The organism is Pseudomonas azotoformans, from assembly GCF_001579805.1.
Lineage (GTDB): Bacteria > Pseudomonadota > Gammaproteobacteria > Pseudomonadales > Pseudomonadaceae > Aquipseudomonas > Aquipseudomonas azotoformans_A.
Window position 1 is genome coordinate 3,739,433 of sequence record NZ_CP014546.1, and the last position, 14,651, is coordinate 3,754,083.

13 protein-coding genes are annotated in these 14,651 nt (G+C 61.5%); 3 read left to right on the forward strand and 10 right to left on the reverse strand.

Annotated elements, in window-relative coordinates; translation table 11 throughout:
- Positions 1 to 20: 20 nt before the first annotated feature.
- From preA to hydA, 3 genes are all read right to left on the reverse strand, one after another.
- Positions 21 to 1,295 (reverse strand): NAD-dependent dihydropyrimidine dehydrogenase subunit PreA, encoded by a 1,275-nt coding sequence (gene preA, locus AYR47_RS17505; protein WP_061436086.1) that lies wholly within the window; start codon positions 1,293 to 1,295, stop codon positions 21 to 23.
- Positions 1,295 to 2,662, reverse strand: a complete 1,368-nt coding sequence (locus AYR47_RS17510; protein WP_033902016.1) for an NAD(P)-dependent oxidoreductase — start codon at positions 2,660 to 2,662, stop codon at positions 1,295 to 1,297. Before AYR47_RS17510 ends, preA begins: the two co-directional genes overlap by 1 nt.
- A 177-nt stretch (positions 2,663 to 2,839) precedes the next feature.
- A complete protein-coding gene (gene hydA, locus AYR47_RS17515) occupies positions 2,840 to 4,279 on the reverse strand; it encodes a dihydropyrimidinase (protein WP_061436088.1) in 1,440 nt (479 codons plus the stop codon).
- A 591-nt stretch (positions 4,280 to 4,870) separates the two neighbouring features.
- Here hydA and AYR47_RS17520 point away from each other — a divergent pair.
- On the forward strand, positions 4,871 to 6,352 hold the full coding sequence (locus AYR47_RS17520; protein ID WP_033902018.1) for an NCS1 family nucleobase:cation symporter-1: 1,482 nt from the start codon (positions 4,871 to 4,873) through the stop codon (positions 6,350 to 6,352).
- A 27-nt stretch (positions 6,353 to 6,379) separates the two neighbouring features.
- Entirely contained in the window at positions 6,380 to 7,648 is a 1,269-nt protein-coding gene (locus AYR47_RS17525; protein WP_033902019.1) for a Zn-dependent hydrolase, read from the forward strand.
- 10 nt (positions 7,649 to 7,658) lie between these two features.
- Here the strand turns inward: AYR47_RS17525 and AYR47_RS17530 are convergent, their stop codons facing one another.
- From AYR47_RS17530 to ctlX, 7 genes are all read right to left on the reverse strand, one after another.
- Complete coding sequence (locus AYR47_RS17530; RefSeq protein WP_016974875.1) at positions 7,659 to 8,156, reverse strand: Lrp/AsnC family transcriptional regulator; 498 nt, start codon at positions 8,154 to 8,156, stop codon at positions 7,659 to 7,661.
- 5 nt (positions 8,157 to 8,161) lie between these two features.
- Positions 8,162 to 8,992: an ABC transporter ATP-binding protein gene (locus AYR47_RS17535; protein WP_206542902.1), complete on the reverse strand. Its 831-nt coding sequence runs from the start codon at positions 8,990 to 8,992 to the stop codon at positions 8,162 to 8,164.
- Between the two features lie 3 nt (positions 8,993 to 8,995).
- Positions 8,996 to 9,709 (reverse strand): ABC transporter permease, encoded by a 714-nt coding sequence (locus AYR47_RS17540; protein WP_033902020.1) that lies wholly within the window; start codon positions 9,707 to 9,709, stop codon positions 8,996 to 8,998.
- Positions 9,706 to 10,407, reverse strand: a complete 702-nt coding sequence (locus AYR47_RS17545; RefSeq protein WP_033902021.1) for an ABC transporter permease — start codon at positions 10,405 to 10,407, stop codon at positions 9,706 to 9,708. The genes AYR47_RS17540 and AYR47_RS17545 overlap by 4 nt, the downstream gene beginning before the upstream one ends.
- Positions 10,408 to 10,541: 134 nt before the next feature.
- Positions 10,542 to 11,321, reverse strand: a complete 780-nt coding sequence (locus AYR47_RS17550; protein ID WP_033902022.1) for an ABC transporter substrate-binding protein — start codon at positions 11,319 to 11,321, stop codon at positions 10,542 to 10,544.
- A 245-nt stretch (positions 11,322 to 11,566) separates the two neighbouring features.
- A complete protein-coding gene (locus tag AYR47_RS17555; RefSeq protein ID WP_033902023.1) occupies positions 11,567 to 12,613 on the reverse strand; it encodes an ornithine cyclodeaminase in 1,047 nt (348 codons plus the stop codon).
- Positions 12,614 to 12,629: 16 nt separating this feature from the next.
- Positions 12,630 to 13,556 (reverse strand): citrulline utilization hydrolase CtlX, encoded by a 927-nt coding sequence (gene ctlX, locus AYR47_RS17560; protein WP_033902024.1) that lies wholly within the window; start codon positions 13,554 to 13,556, stop codon positions 12,630 to 12,632.
- Positions 13,557 to 13,752: 196 nt separating this feature from the next.
- On the opposite strand from ctlX, the gene AYR47_RS32160 reads away from it, so the two are divergent.
- Positions 13,753 to 14,643 (forward strand): GNAT family acetyltransferase, encoded by an 891-nt coding sequence (locus tag AYR47_RS32160; RefSeq protein WP_082461830.1) that lies wholly within the window; start codon positions 13,753 to 13,755, stop codon positions 14,641 to 14,643.
- The last annotated feature ends 8 nt before the right edge of the window (positions 14,644 to 14,651 follow it).

The following is a 14,651-nucleotide window of genomic DNA, read 5'->3' on the forward strand; positions in this document are numbered from 1 at the left end:
CCCGCTCACCACAGGTTTGACTACACCGCCTCCCGGTAGGGATTCCTCGGATCCTGCGTCCAATTCAAGAACGGCTTGCCGGTATCCATCGGCACCATTTCGATACAGTCCGCCACCGGGCAGGTGATCTGGCACAGGTTGCAGCCGACGCACTCGTCATCGATCACCTCGTATTTATGCGTGCCATCCGGCTGTTTCAAACTGGCGATGGCCTGGTGCGAAGTGTCCTCACAGGCAATATGGCAACGCCCGCAGCCAATGCAGGCCTCCTGATCGATCTTCGCAATCACCTGATAGTTGATGTCCAGGTACTTCCAGTCCGTGGTGTTGCCCACTGCATGCCCGGAAAAGTCCTGCAGGCTGTTGTAGCCCTGACTGTCCATCCACCGCGACAGCCCGTCCTTCATCTCTTCCACAATCCGAAACCCATGCAGCATCGCCGCCGTGCACACCTGCACTGCGCCGCAGCCCAGGGCGACAAACTCCGCCGCGTCACGCCAGTTGCCGATGCCGCCAATGCCGCAGATCGGCAAGCCTTGGGTCTGCGGGTCGCGGGCGATTTCGGCGACCATGTTCAGCGCAATCGGCTTGACCGCCGAGCCGCAATAACCGCCATGAGTGCTTTGCGTGCCCACCACCGGCAACGCGACCATGCGTTCCAGGTCCACGCTGGTGATGGAGTTGATAGTGTTGATCAACGACACCGCGTCCGCCCCCCCACGATACGCCGCCCGCGCCGCCACGCGGATGTCGGTGATATTCGGCGTGAGCTTGACGATCACCGGCAGTGAGCAATACGTCTTGCACCAGCGAGTCACCTGTTCCACATATTCCGGCACCTGGCCCACCGCCGCGCCCATGCCGCGTTCGGGCATGCCGTGGGGGCAACCGAAGTTCAGTTCGATACCGTCGCAGCCGGTGGCTTCCACCAGCGGCAGGATATTTTTCCAGGACTCCTCGACGCACGGCACCATCAGCGACACGATCAGCGCGCGGTCGGGCCAGTCCTTTTTCACCTGGGTGATTTCCCGCAGGTTGATCTCCAGCGAGCGGTCGGTGATCAGCTCGATATTGTTGATGCCCAGCACTTCACGGTTGGCGCCGTAATGCGCCGAGTAGCGTGACGACACGTTGACCGCTGCCGGATCCTCGCCCAGGGTTTTCCACACCACGCCGCCCCAGCCGGCTTCGAAGGCGCGCACCACGTTGTAGGCCTTGTCGGTGGGCGGCGCGGAGGCCAGCCAGAACGGGTTGGGGGCTTTGATGCCGGCAAATACAATCGAGAGATCGGCCATTACGCAGCCTCCACATTCAGCATGAGTTGGGCGTGCATGGCCTCGGCGGCCAGCTTGCCGTGTTGCACCGCCTGCACGGTGAGGTCTTGGCCGAGGCTGACGCAATCGCCACCCGCGTACACACCGGGAATGCTGGTGCGCAGCTGTTCATCGACGAATATCCGCTCACCGACACGCTGCAGTTGCTGGGCCAGCGGATCGTGCAGTGCCGTGTTATCGAAGCCCTGGCCGATGGCCTTGAAGATCGCATCGGCCGCCAGTTCGAAGGTTTCGCCGGTCGGGTGCAAACGGCCGTTTTCCATGCGTGTGCGCAAGAAGCGCATGCCACGCACATGGCCCTGATCGTCCAGCAGCACTGCTTCCGGCTGGGCCCAGGTCAGCAGGCGCACCTGGTTGGCCTTGGCGATATCCTGTTCGTGATGAGTGGCGCCCATGTCTGCCAAGCCACGGCGGTACACGAGGTTGACATCGCGGGCACCGAGACGGGCCATCTGCACGGCCATGTCGATGGCGGTGTTGCCGGCGCCGAGCACGATGCAGCGATCGGCCAGGGGCAGTTGGGTCAGGTCGTCGGCCTGGCGCAGTTCGCGGATGTAATCGGTGGCGGCAAGCAGGCCGGGGGCGTCCTCAAAGGGCAGGCCGAGCTGTTTGCTGGCGGCCAGGCCGAGGCCGAGGAACACTGAGTCGAATTGCTGGTGCAGTTCACTCAGCGTGAGGTTGTCTCCCAGACGCTGTCCGTGGCGAATCTCGATGCCACCAATCTGCAGGAGGAAATCCAACTCCTTCTGCGCGAAGTCATCCACCAGCTTGTACTTGGCGATCCCGTATTCATTCAGGCCACCGGCTTTTTCACGGGCTTCGAAGATCACCACGTCATGGCCGTGCAAGGCGCTGCGGTGGGCACAGGCCAGCCCCGCAGGCCCGGCGCCGACCACGGCGATGCGCTTGCCGGTAGCGGCGGCGCGGTGGAAGGGGTGTTCGCTGAAGTGCGCATTGTCGACGGCATAACGTTGCAACAGGCCGATCAGCACTGGGGCGCATTCTTCAGCGTTGTTACGCACGCACGCTTGCTGGCACAGAATTTCGGTGGGGCAGACCCGGGCGCAACTGCCGCCAAGGATGTTGGCCGAGAGGATTTTTTGCGCGGCGCCTTGCACGTTTTCGGTGTGGATGTTGCGGATGAACGACGGGATGTCGATCTCGCTGGGGCATGCATTCACGCACGGCGCGTCGTAGCAATACAGGCAGCGCGAGGCTTCCAGTTGGGCCTGCCGGGCGTTGAGCGGTGGCGCCAGGTCGGTGAAATGGCTGGCGAGCGTCGGTCCATCCTCAGCGGGATGGGGGAGGTGGGTCAGGGTCTGGATCACGGTGTTGGCCTCACGGTTATTGAGGTGCTGCCTCTGATGGGCATTGGTTTTTGTGTTGCCTGTACTGGCCTCATTGCAGGCAAGCCAGCTCCCACATGGGATCGGGTTCACATCGTTCAAATGTGGGAGCCGGCGGTGCGACGATTCGACTTGCCCGCGATAGGCCGAAGGCCGCTTTTAGCGTTTCACAGCAATAGGCCTGGAACGCTCCGCCCGCTTGCTCAACTGCTCAAACACCGGCGGATACGTCGGCCGCTCCACATACCGCCCGGCACCGCGCTCGGCACGCAGGTCGCCATCGGCCCAGACCAGCTTGCCCTGGCTGATGGTGTGGCTCGGCACGCCGCGCACGGTCTTGCCTTCGAAGATGTTGAAATCGACTTTCTGATGGTGAGTCTTGGCGGAAATGGTCCGCGTACCCTCGGGGTCCCACAGCACCAGATCGGCATCGGCGCCCACGCGGATCGCGCCTTTGCGCGGGTAGAGGTTGAAGATCTTTGCGGTGTTGGTGGAGGTCAGCGCGACAAACTCCTGCATCGACAGGCGCCCGGTGTTGACCCCTTCATCCCACAGCAGCGCCATGCGGTCTTCGATGCCGGCGGTGCCGTTGGGGATCTTGCTGAAGTCGTCACGGCCGGCGGCTTTCTGCTCGGCGCAGAAGCAGCAGTGATCGGTGGCGGTGGTGTGCAGGTTGCCGGATTGCAGGCCATGCCACAGTGCTTCCTGATGCCCGCGTGGACGGAACGGCGGGCTCATCACGTAACCGGCGGCGGTTTGCCAGTCCGGATGCTGGTAGACGCTGTCGTCCAGCAACAGGTGGCCGGCCAGGACTTCGCCGTAGACCGGCTGGCCTTTGCTGCGGGCGTAGGTGATTTCATCCAACGCTTCCTGGGTGGACACATGCACCAGGTAGAGCGGCGTGCCGATGGTCTCGGCGATGCGAATGGCGCGGCTGGCCGCTTCGCCTTCGACTTGCGAAGGGCGCGACAGCGGATGCGCTTCGGGCCCGGTGATGCCTTGGGCCATCAGCTTGCGTTGCAGGTGGTACACCAACTCGCCGTTTTCCGCGTGCACGGTGGGCACCGCGCCCAGTTCCAGGCAGCGTTCGAAACTGGCGACGAGGGTGTCGTCCGCCGCCATGATCGCGTTCTTGTAGGCCATGAAATGCTTGAAGCTGTTGATGCCGTGGTGGCTGACCAGCTCGGCCATTTCCTCACGCACCTGTTCGCTCCACCAGGTGATCGCCACGTGGAAGCCGTAGTCCGAGGCGGATTTTTCCGCCCAGCCACGCCACTGGTGAAACGCTTCCAACAGGGATTGCTGCGGGTTGGGAATCACAAAGTCGATGATCGACGTGGTGCCGCCTGCCAGGCCTGCCGCCGTGCCACTGAAAAAGTCTTCACTGGCCACCGTGCCCATGAAGGGCAGTTGCATATGGGTATGGGGGTCGATGCCGCCGGGCATCAGGTATTGGCCGCTGCCATCGAGTATTTCAGTGCCGGCGGGAATATCCAGATTCGTACCAATAGCCCGGATTAGACCGCCTGCGCATAACACATCGGCGCGGTAACTTTCATCATGGGTAATAACGGTGGCGCCACGGATCAACAGCGACATGTCGAGTTCCTCACAGGCTTGACCGGCTTGTGCCAGTTCTAAGTGTTGTAATGCTGCTTACCGAGGGTCAGTTAGTTCCTGTCATCGGTGACAGGAATAGAAACTAGCCCGAGTTTTTAGATTGGGCAAGAAGATTTTTCATAAGCTTATATCTTGATTAACTATATGATTTATAAGTATAAAAATAGAAAATCACCAAAATGTAGCGTGCTCTCACCATTTTGACGCACTTGACAGGTTCTTAAATTGAGCAACATTTCTTATTGCAAATCAGATGCTTGAGACTTGCCTCTTGACGGGGCAGGGAAATAAAAATAATTGTGTTGCACCAGATTGAGTCCTGACAGTTCGGGCAACTTCCACGTTATCTAGCCTGAGTAACGTGGCAAGTACCGAAGGCTCACTCGGAAAGCTGATAAACATCAGCGAGTTATATAAGCGGTGCGGGTGCGGTAACGGTTGTCGGCACGGATATTGAGTGCAGTGGCGGCTGGCCGGGCCCGTGATGTCATGTTGTTTACGAGGTACTCCGGCCACCGGCACACACCGTGCAGGTGAGCAAAAATAATTCGAAAAAACCGTGGAGCGGCCATGCAACAGAACAGATCGCAAGTCATTGAGCGCAACGGCCTGTACGAACTCGACGCCGGCCCCGACGTCCTCGACAGTCCGCGCTACAACCACGACATGGCACCGACCAAGGTGCACGAACGCACCTGGAACAAGTGGCACATCACCGCGCTGTGGGTCGGCATGTCCATCTGCGTGCCCACCTACACCTTGGGCGGGGTGCTCACCGCGTATTTCGGCTTGTCGGTGGGCGAGGCGCTGATGGCGATCTTGCTGGCCAACATCGTGGTGTTGATCCCGCTGACCCTCAACGCCTTCCCTGGCACCAAGTACGGCATACCGTTTCCGGTGCTGCTGCGCTCGTCGTTCGGCATCCTGGGTTCCAACGTGCCATGCCTGATCCGCGCGCTGGTGGCCTGTGGTTGGTTTGGTATCCAGACAATGTTCGGCGGGCTGGCGATCCACCTGTTCCTCGGCTCGATTTTCGAGGGTTGGAAGTCCCTTGGCGGCACCGGTGAAGTGATCGGCTTCATGATTTTCTGGTGCCTGAACCTGTGGGTGGTGCTGCGTGGCGCCGAGTCGATCAAGCGGCTGGAGACCCTGTCGGCGCCGTTGCTGGTGGCGGTGGGCATTGGCCTGCTGGTGTGGGCGATGCCCAATGTATCCATCAGTGAGTTGATGGCGATTCCGCCGAAACGCCCGGAAGGCGCGAGCCTCACCGGTTACTTCATGGCCGGCCTCACCGCGATGGTGGGTTTCTGGGCGACCCTATCGCTGAATATCCCGGACTTCAGCCGTTACGCCAACAGCCAGAAGGACCAGATCCTTGGGCAGATCTTCGGCCTGCCGCTGACCATGTTCCTGTTCGCCGCCCTCGGCGTGATCATGACCGCCGCCTCGGTGAAACTGGTGGGCGTCAGCGTTTCCGACCCGGTGACCCTGATCGGGCATATCCAGAGCCCGGTGTGGGTGGCCATTGCGATGGCGCTGATCATCATCGCCACCTTGTCCACCAACACGGCGGCGAACATTGTGTCGCCCACCAATGACTTCCAGAACATCGCGCCCAAGCTGATCAACCGCACCACGGCCGTGATCCTGACCGGCCTGGTGGGGCTGGCGCTGATGGGTCATGAGTTGCTGAAAAAGCTCGGCCTGATCGTATCCGACGTGAGCCTGGAAACCGTGTATTCCAACTGGTTGCTGGGCTATTCAAGCCTGCTGGGGCCCATTGCCGGGATCATGGTGGTGGACTACTTCATCACCCGCAAACAACAACTCGACCTGGCCGGCCTGTACCGCGACGACGTGTACCCGGCATGGAACTGGAGCGGTTTCATCGCGTTCGGTGTGCCGGTGGTGCTGACCCTGCTGTCCCTGGGCAGCGATGCGTTCAGCTGGTTCTACAGCTACGGCTGGTTTACCGGCTCGGCGTTGGGCGGCCTGTTGTACTACGGCCTGAATGCCAAGCGCGGGGCCAGCCCGGTTGCCGTCAATCCATAAGAAAAAACCAGCCTGAGGAGATCACTCATGAACGCTGCCCTCGACGTCCTGCAAATCAACCGCGACCGCCTGTGGCAGTCGCTGATGGACCTGGCCAAGCTCGGCGCCACGCCCAAGGGCGGTGTGTGTCGCCTGGCCCTCACCGACCTGGATCGCAAGGCCCGCGACCTGTTCGTGCAGTGGTGCGAAGAGGCCGGCTGCACGGTGACCGTGGATGGCATCGGCAACATCTTCGCCCGTCGTCCGGGGCGTAATCCGAACCTGCCACCGGTGATGACCGGCAGCCACATCGACACCCAGCCCACCGGCGGCAAGTTCGACGGTTGCTTCGGCGTGCTGGCGGGTGTGGAAGTACTGCGCACCCTCAACGACCTGAATGTAGAAACCGAGGCGCCGTTGGAAGTGGTGGTGTGGACCAACGAAGAGGGCTCGCGTTTTCCGCCGTGCATGATGGGCTCGGGCGTGTTCGCCGAGAAGTTCACCCTGGCCGATACGTTGGCCAAGGTCGATGCGGACGGCGTCAGCGTGGGCGATGCGCTGAACGCGATTGGCTACGCGGGTGCGCGGCCGGTCAGCGGGCATAAGGTGGGTGCTTATTTCGAGGCGCACATCGAACAGGGGCCGATTCTTGAAGACGAGAAAAAAACCATCGGCGTGGTGCTGGGCGCCCTCGGACAGAAGTGGTTCGACCTGAAACTGCGCGGCGTCGAGGCCCATGCAGGGCCGACGCCGATGCACCTGCGCAAGGATGCCCTGGTGGGCGCCGCGGCGGTGGTGGCGGCGGTGAATGCGGCGGCGCTTGGGCATCAACCCCATGCCTGCGGCACCGTCGGTTGCCTGCAGGCTTACCCCGGCTCGCGCAACGTGATTCCGGGTGAAGTGCGCATGACCCTGGACTTCCGTCATCTGGAGCCGGCGCGCCTGGACTCGATGATTGCCCAGGTGCGCAAGGTGATTGAAGACACCTGTGCCAAGCATGGCTTGAGCTTCGAGATGGAACCCACGGCCGATTTTCCGCCGCTGTATTTCGACAAGGGCTGTGTGGACGCAGTGCGGGAGGCCGCCAATAGCCTGGGCTTGTCGAACATGGACATCGTCAGTGGGGCAGGGCATGACGCGATCTTCGTGGCCGAACTGGGCCCGGCGGGCATGATTTTTGTGCCCTGCGAGGGCGGCATCAGCCACAACGAAATCGAAAACGCCGCCCCGGATGACCTGGCGGCGGGGTGTGCGGTGTTGCTAAAGGCGATGGTCGCCGCTTCGGCAGCCATCGCCAGCGGCAAGCTGGCGGCCTGAGTGGCGCTTGCTAGGCCAGTTCGGTGGCGGTGTTTTTCACCACCGCCAACTCCGGATGCGCCACCAACTTATCGATGTGCAACTCATCATTGTTCAACCAGGTCTCCGTCAGCACCCGGTAATGCTCCATGTCCCGGCAGCGCATGCGCAAGCTGTAGTCAAACGGGCCGCTGATCAACTGGCATTCGAACACCTGCGGGCAAGCCTTGACGCAGGCTTCGAAGGCTTTTTGCGCCGAGCGCCCGCTCTGGTTGGACAAGGCCACCAGCACCAGCAACGACAGGCCTGGCGAGACCATCTGCACATCAATGATCGCCCCATACCCACGGATCACCCCGCGCCGCTCCAGCTTGCGCACCCGTTCCAGGCAGGGCCTGGGCGTGAGGTGCACCAGCGACGAGAGCTTTTCGTAGGTGATACGCCCTTGATGGCGCAGCACTTCGATGATGGCTTCATCGATGCGGTCCAGCGCGGGGGAGGAATGGGGTCCGTTGGCCTTGGTATCCATGGGTTTCACTTCAAACGGTTGGAAAGAAATTGCTGCAAGCGTTCGCTGTTGGGGTGGTCGAGGATCCTGGCGTCGCCGTGTTCCTCAACCCGGCCCTGGTGCAAGAACAGCACTTGGCTGGACACCTGGCGGGCAAAGCCCATTTCGTGGGTGACCATCAGCATGGTACGACCTTCCTCGGCCAACGTCTGTATGACTTTGAGGACTTCTCCTACAAGTTCTGGGTCGAGTGCGGAAGTCGGCTCATCGAACAGGATAATCTCCGGCTCCATCGCCAAGGCCCGCGCAATCGCCACGCGCTGTTGTTGGCCGCCGGAGAGAAACGCCGGGTACTGATCCGCCACGCGGCCCGGCAGGCCGACCTTGTCCAAGTACAGGCGCGCGCGTTTCTCCGCCTCGGCGGCGCTCACGCCCAGCACCCGGCGCGGAGCCATGGTGATGTTTTCCAGCACGGTCATGTGGCTCCACAGGTTGAAGTGCTGGAACACCATGGCCAGGCGTGTGCGCAGGTTCTGCAATTGAGCTTGATGCGGCGCACGGGTGCCGGCACGGCCCTGGCGCATTTCGATACTGATGCCGTCCAGGGTGATCACCCCGGCATCCGGCTGTTCGAGGAAATTGATGCAGCGCAGCATCGTGCTTTTGCCCGAGCCGCTGGCGCCGATCAGGCTGATCACATCACCCTGGCGCGCATTCAGGGAAACCCCCTTGAGCACTTCGTGTTCGCCGTAGCGTTTGTGGATGCCTTCGACTTGCAGCTTGATGGCTGCAGTGGCGGGTTTGGCAACGGGTTCGTCAATGGGATAAGCGGCCAGGGCCTGCGCGGACTGATTCATGGGTTAGCCTCGGGTAGGAACAAGAAAACGCATCCAGCGACGTTCGGCCAGTCGGAACAGGCCCACCAGTGCAAAGGACAGCAGCATGTAGAGCAGGGCCGCGATGCCGAAGGCCTGGAACGTCAGGAAGGTTTCGGCATTGGCGTCGCGGGCTACCTTGAGGATGTCGGCCACGGTGGCGGTAAACGCCAGGGAGGTGGCGTGCAGCATCAGGATCATTTCGTTGCTGTAGGCCGGCAATGCGCGGCGCAGCGCGGCGGGCACCACCACGAACAGGTTCAAGCGCCAGCCATGCAGGCCATAGGCGCGGGCCGCTTCGAGTTCGCCATGGGGAATATTGCGAATCGCCCCGGCGAAGATTTCCACGGTGTAGGCGCAGGTGTTGAGCACAAACGCCAGCAGCGTGCAGTTCAGCGCATTGCGGAAAAACTGGTTGAGCAGGGCGTTGTCCTGCACCACTTCCAGGCTGTACAGCCCGGTGTAGCAAATCAGCAGCTGGATATACAGCGGTGTGCCGCGAAACAGGTAGGTGTAGAACTCCACCGGCCAGCGCAGCCAGACGTGCTCGGAAACCCGCGCAAGCGCCAACGGGATCGACAGGATGAAGCCGAACACCACCGAGACGATGAACAGCCACAGGGTCATGGCCACGCCGGACAACCCCGCGCCATCGCTGAACAGATAGGCCAGGCCGTATTGCTGGAACAGTTCGATCATTGCGCCATCCCCTTGATGCCGAGGTTGTAGCGCCGTTCGAGGCGTTTGAAGATGCGGTTGGAGAGGGTGGTGATCACCAAGTACACCAGGCCGGCGAGGATCAGGAAGTACAACGGCTCGTTGGTGGTTTTGCCGGCATTTTGTGCGGCCTTGACCAGGTCCGACAGGCCGATGATCGACACCAGCGCCGTGGACTTGAGCAGCACCAGCCAGTTATTGCCCAGGCCCGGCAGCGCGAAGCGCATCAGTTGTGGGAACAGCACCAGGTGAAAGCGCTGCCAGCGGCTCAGGCCGTAGGCGGTCGCCGCTTCCAGTTGGCCGGCCGGCACGCTGAGGATCGCGCCCCGGAAGTTCTCGGTGAAATACGCTCCGTAGATAAACCCAAGGGTGACCACCCCGGCGGTGAACGGGTCGATTTCAAAGTAGTCCCAGCCGAACATTTCGCTCAGGTCGTTGAGCCACAGTTGCAGGCTGTAGAAGATCAGCAGGATCAGCACCAGGTCCGGCACGCTGCGGATCAAGGTGGTGTAGAGCGTGGCCGGTACGCGCAGCCATTTGGCGCGGGAGAGCTTGGCGCCGGCGGCGATCAGGCCCAGGGCGAGGCTCAGGGCCAGGGCGAGGAATGACAGTTTGAGAGTCATCCAGGCGCCTTGGGCCAGCATGGGGCCGTAGCCTTGCAGGTTGAGGAGTTCGTTCATGGGGTAGATCTCGAAGGAGCGCACAGGTTGATTGTGGGAGCTGGCTTGCCTGCGATAGGGAACATCAGTCACAGCTGTGCAAGCTGACCCACCGCGATCGCAGGCAAGCCAACTCCCACACAAGGACGAGGCTGCTATTCGTGGTAGATGTCCTGATCGCCGAAGTATTTCTTCTGGATCTCGGCATAAGTCCCATCCGCCTGCACAGCAGCGATGCCCTTGTTGATCAGCTCGCGCAATGCCTGATCGTTCTTGCGCAAGCCCATGGCGATGTCCAGGGGCAAGGTCGGGTCCTTGAAGGCCGGGCCGGTCTTGAAGTCGGCGCCTTCGGGTTTGGACAGGAAGTTGAGCTGGGCTTCGAGTTTGTCGGTCAGGGTCGCGTCGAGGCGGCCGTTCTGCAGGTCGGCGTAGTTCTGGTCCTGGGACTGGTACGCCTTGATCTGCGCGCCGAGCTTGGCCAGGTGCGCACGGGCATAGGCCTCTTGCAGCGAGCCCTGCAATACGCCGACTTGCTTGCCCTTCAGCGATTCCGGGGTGTCGCCGAAGTCGGCGCTTTTGCGCGTAATCACCGAGGTCGGGCTGAGGAACAGGCGGTCACTGAAGTCGATGATCTTTTCGCGGGCCGGGGTCACGGCCATGGAGGACATGATCGCGTCGAACTTGCGTGCGCGCAGGGCCGGGATCATGCCGTCGAATTCGTTGTGCACCCAGGTGCATTTCACTTCCAGCTTGGCGCAGATCGCGTTGCCCAGTTCGATATCGAAGCCTTGCAGGCTGCCGTCGGCGGCGACGGATTCGAAGGGGGGATATTCGGGGAATACGCCGAAGCGGATTTCTTTCCAGTCCTGGGCGTGGGCGGCGGTGGCGCAGAGTGGCAACAGCAATGCGGCGAAGAGTGATCGCAGTGGAGTCATGTGGAGTCCCTATATTTTGTAATTGATGTCAGGGCAGTAATCGAGTTGAAACAAATCGTTCTTATTGGTGGGAGAGAATGCTCCAAGGTGGTGCGTTTTTTGTGTCGTTTACCCCTCACATAAAGCGCGAATTGCGCTGTTAAAACCGACAATGCAGCGGAATCGGCTGAGTCACCCGCTGAATCGGCTTTTCACTGCGGTGAATCTGGCCCGCCCTCAGCTCAAAGCGGCAGGCCAGAGCGTTCTCAGGCGCGCTTTTTCTGCTGTAGCCGAGGCTGCTGGGCCAGGCGAGCGAACAGGTCTTTCGGGTCGGCCAGGTCCGGCACCAACTCAAGATCGCTGCCTACATCCAGGGCCTTGGCCACGTCCAGCACATAACGCAGGGCCGAGTAGTCTTCGATGGCAAAACCCACCGAGTCGAACAGAGTGACCTGGCGCGCATTTTCGCGGCCGGGCTGTTGGCCGTTGATCACTTGCCACAGTTCGGTGACGGGCGAGTCTTCCGGCATGTGCTGGATTTCACCTTCGATGCGGCTTTGCGGCTCGTACTCGACGATCACCCGCGCGCGCTCGACGATACGTCGGTCCAGCTCGGTCTTGCCGGGGCAGTCGCCGCCGACGGCGTTGAGGTGCATGCCGGGCTCGATCATCTCGTCCGTCAGGATGGTGGCGTAGGCCTTATCGGCGGTGACGGTGGTGACGATGTCCGCGCCTTTCACCGCTTCGGCGACGCTGCCGGCCAGGATCACCTTGATCGCCGGGAACGCCTTGAGGTTGGCCGCCAGCTTGGCGGTGGCCTTGGCGTCGATATCGAACAGGCGGATCTCATTGATGCCGAGCATGGCGTGGAAGGCCAGGGCCTGGAACTCGCTCTGGGAGCCGTTGCCGATCAGCGCCATGCTGCGACTGTTGTCGCGGGCCAGGTAGCGGGCGACCAACGCCGAGGTGGCGGCGGTGCGAATCGCGGTGGTCAGGGTCATTTCCGCCAACAGCACCGGCAGACCGGTGTCCACATCGCCCAGAGCGCCGAAGGCCATCACGGTGAGCATGCCGGCCAGGGTGTTTTTCGGGTGGCCGTTGACGTATTTGAACGCGTACAGCGACGCGTCGGACACCGGCATCAGCTCGATCACGCCGTCCGGCGAGTGGTTGGCCAGGCGCGCGCATTTTTCGAAATCCTGCCAGCGCAGGTAGTCGGCACGGATGTACTCGGCCATCTCAGTGATGCAGGTTTGCAGGCCTTTTTGCGAGACCAAGTAGCAGAGGTCGTTGACGTCGATATAGCGGGTCATGGCAAGACTCCTTGAGTTATTGGACGGTGGCGCGGGCGGGCAGGTGCACTTCCGCCAGCATGCAGCGGGCACTGCCGCCGCCGATGCGTTCGATGTTGTCGATGTTCACCACCACCGGGCGCGTATGGCGTTCCACATGCACGCGCTGCGCGGGTTGCAGGGCGCCCCAGGCGCTGGCCGACATCACCAGCAGTGGTTGGCCGTCGCGGTCATGCACTTCGAGCATGTTGCCGGCGAAGGCCTCCAACTGGTCGAAGTCGAGGGCGAGGATGTCTTTGCCGGTGTCGCGCAGGGAGCGTTCCAGGGCCTGGCGTTCGCTGGCGTCCGGCAGGGCTTGCAGGCACACCACCGAGAGGTCGCGGCCAACGCTCATCATCACGTTGCTGTGGTAGATCGGCGCGTGATGGCGGTCGACGGCGTGGAACACGCAGAGTTGGTAGTCGAGTCGCTCGGCGAACTGGCGCAGGGCGTCGTGGTGGGTGCGCCCGGAATGGCAGGCGTAGCTGATGCGATGCTGGCGGTCGAGCACCATGCTGCCGGTGCCTTCGAGGAAGATGTTCTGTTGTTCGAGGTGGCTGAGGTCGATGGTGTCCTTGACTGTAAATCGTTGTTCCAACACGTGCAGCACGCCTTTGTTGCGCTCCAGTCGTCGGTTCTGGCCTTCCATCGGGTAAAGCACCAGGCTGCCGTCGGCGTGGCTGCTCCACCAGTTATTGGGGAAGATCGAATCGGGCGTGTGGGGCGCCGGCGTGTCTTGCACCACCAGTACTTCGACGCCGTGTTGGCGCAGGGTGTCGACATAGCCGTCGAATTCTTCCAGCGCTTTCTGCTGTGCGCTGAGCGGGTCGAGGGGCTGGCGTTGGAAGCGGTTGTTGATTGCGGTATCCGGGTTGAAGGCAAAGCGCGCCGGGCGAATCATCAAGACGGTATTGGTGGTTTGCATGGGTGCACGAATCCATGGGGTTGAGCTGTGGGGCTATTTTGTGCGGTATGGCGGATGAATCCCGGCTGAAACCTAAGGGCGGCTCAGCCGGGAAAGCTGAAGAGTGGGGTAGGGCAGCCGAATCGGCTGTTCGGGCGGGCGCAGGTCAAAATTGGTATCGTGCGGGTTGTTAAAACGCCGTCAGCCAGGAGGAATCATGTCTACCGCCGTTCGTCTCGCCCAGGCAGCCGATGCTGAAGGGATCAGCCAGGTCATCCTGGCGGCCTTGCACAGCAGCAATGCGCGGGATTACCCGGCGGATGTAATTGCGCGGGTGGCGAGTAACTTCACGCCGGATGCCGTGTTGGCCTTGCTCAAGCGCCGCCTGGTGCTGGTGGCCATTCAAGATCAAGTGATCGTCGCCACCGCCGCCCTCGACGCCAACGTGGTGCGCTCGGTGTTCGTCAACCCGGCGCTGCAAGGGCAAGGCATTGGCCGGCTGCTAATGATCGAGATCGAGTTGCGCGCCCGTGAGGCTGGGGTGACGGTATTGAGCGTGCCGTCCTCACTGACGGCCGAGCCGTTCTACACCAAGCTGGGGTTTAACACCGTGCGTGATGTTTACCACGGCAATGAACGTACGTTGGTGATGGAAAAGGCGCTGCTGTCCCGGCACCCCATCGGGCCTTACCGCGACCGTCAGCATCGGACGCAAGTGGTTGGGTTATGGCAGCAGGCCTTTGGTTATGACACTGCCCATAACGTACCCACCCTGGCGATCGATAAGAAACTGGCCGTCAACGATGGGTTGTTCTTCGTGGCCACGGATAAAAAGACGGTGATCGGAACGATTCTGGCCGGCTACGACGGCCACCGTGGCTGGCTGTATTCGGTGGCGGTGCACGCCGACTATCGGCGCCATGGCTTGGGGTCTTCACTGGTGCGTCATGCGGAACAGGCATTGACCGCCTTGGGTTGTATGAAGATCAACCTGCAGATCACTGGCGGCAATGATGCGGTGGTAGGGTTCTACGAGGCGTTGGGGTATGGGGTGGAGCCGAGGATCAGCATGGGCAAGAAGATCACGGTGAATATCCCGGAACAATAAAAAACCCG

Excerpts from the sequence above, each read along its gene's own strand:
- preA (WP_061436086.1), bottom strand. The coding sequence starts at position 1,295 with ATGGCCGATCTCTCGATTGTATTTGCCGGCATCAAAGCCCCCAACCCG.
- hydA (WP_061436088.1), bottom strand. The coding sequence starts at position 4,279 with ATGTCGCTGTTGATCCGTGGCGCCACCGTTATTACCCATGATGAAAGT.
- AYR47_RS17520 (WP_033902018.1), top strand. The coding sequence starts at position 4,871 with ATGCAACAGAACAGATCGCAAGTCATTGAGCGCAACGGCCTGTACGAA.
- AYR47_RS17525 (WP_033902019.1), top strand. The coding sequence starts at position 6,380 with ATGAACGCTGCCCTCGACGTCCTGCAAATCAACCGCGACCGCCTGTGG.
- AYR47_RS17530 (WP_016974875.1), bottom strand. The coding sequence starts at position 8,156 with ATGGATACCAAGGCCAACGGACCCCATTCCTCCCCCGCGCTGGACCGC.
- AYR47_RS17535 (WP_206542902.1), bottom strand. The coding sequence starts at position 8,992 with ATGAATCAGTCCGCGCAGGCCCTGGCCGCTTATCCCATTGACGAACCC.
- AYR47_RS17540 (WP_033902020.1), bottom strand. The coding sequence starts at position 9,709 with ATGATCGAACTGTTCCAGCAATACGGCCTGGCCTATCTGTTCAGCGAT.
- AYR47_RS17545 (WP_033902021.1), bottom strand. The coding sequence starts at position 10,407 with ATGAACGAACTCCTCAACCTGCAAGGCTACGGCCCCATGCTGGCCCAA.
- AYR47_RS17550 (WP_033902022.1), bottom strand. The coding sequence starts at position 11,321 with ATGACTCCACTGCGATCACTCTTCGCCGCATTGCTGTTGCCACTCTGC.
- AYR47_RS17555 (WP_033902023.1), bottom strand. The coding sequence starts at position 12,613 with ATGACCCGCTATATCGACGTCAACGACCTCTGCTACTTGGTCTCGCAA.
- ctlX (WP_033902024.1), bottom strand. The coding sequence starts at position 13,556 with ATGCAAACCACCAATACCGTCTTGATGATTCGCCCGGCGCGCTTTGCC.
- AYR47_RS32160 (WP_082461830.1), top strand. The coding sequence starts at position 13,753 with ATGTCTACCGCCGTTCGTCTCGCCCAGGCAGCCGATGCTGAAGGGATC.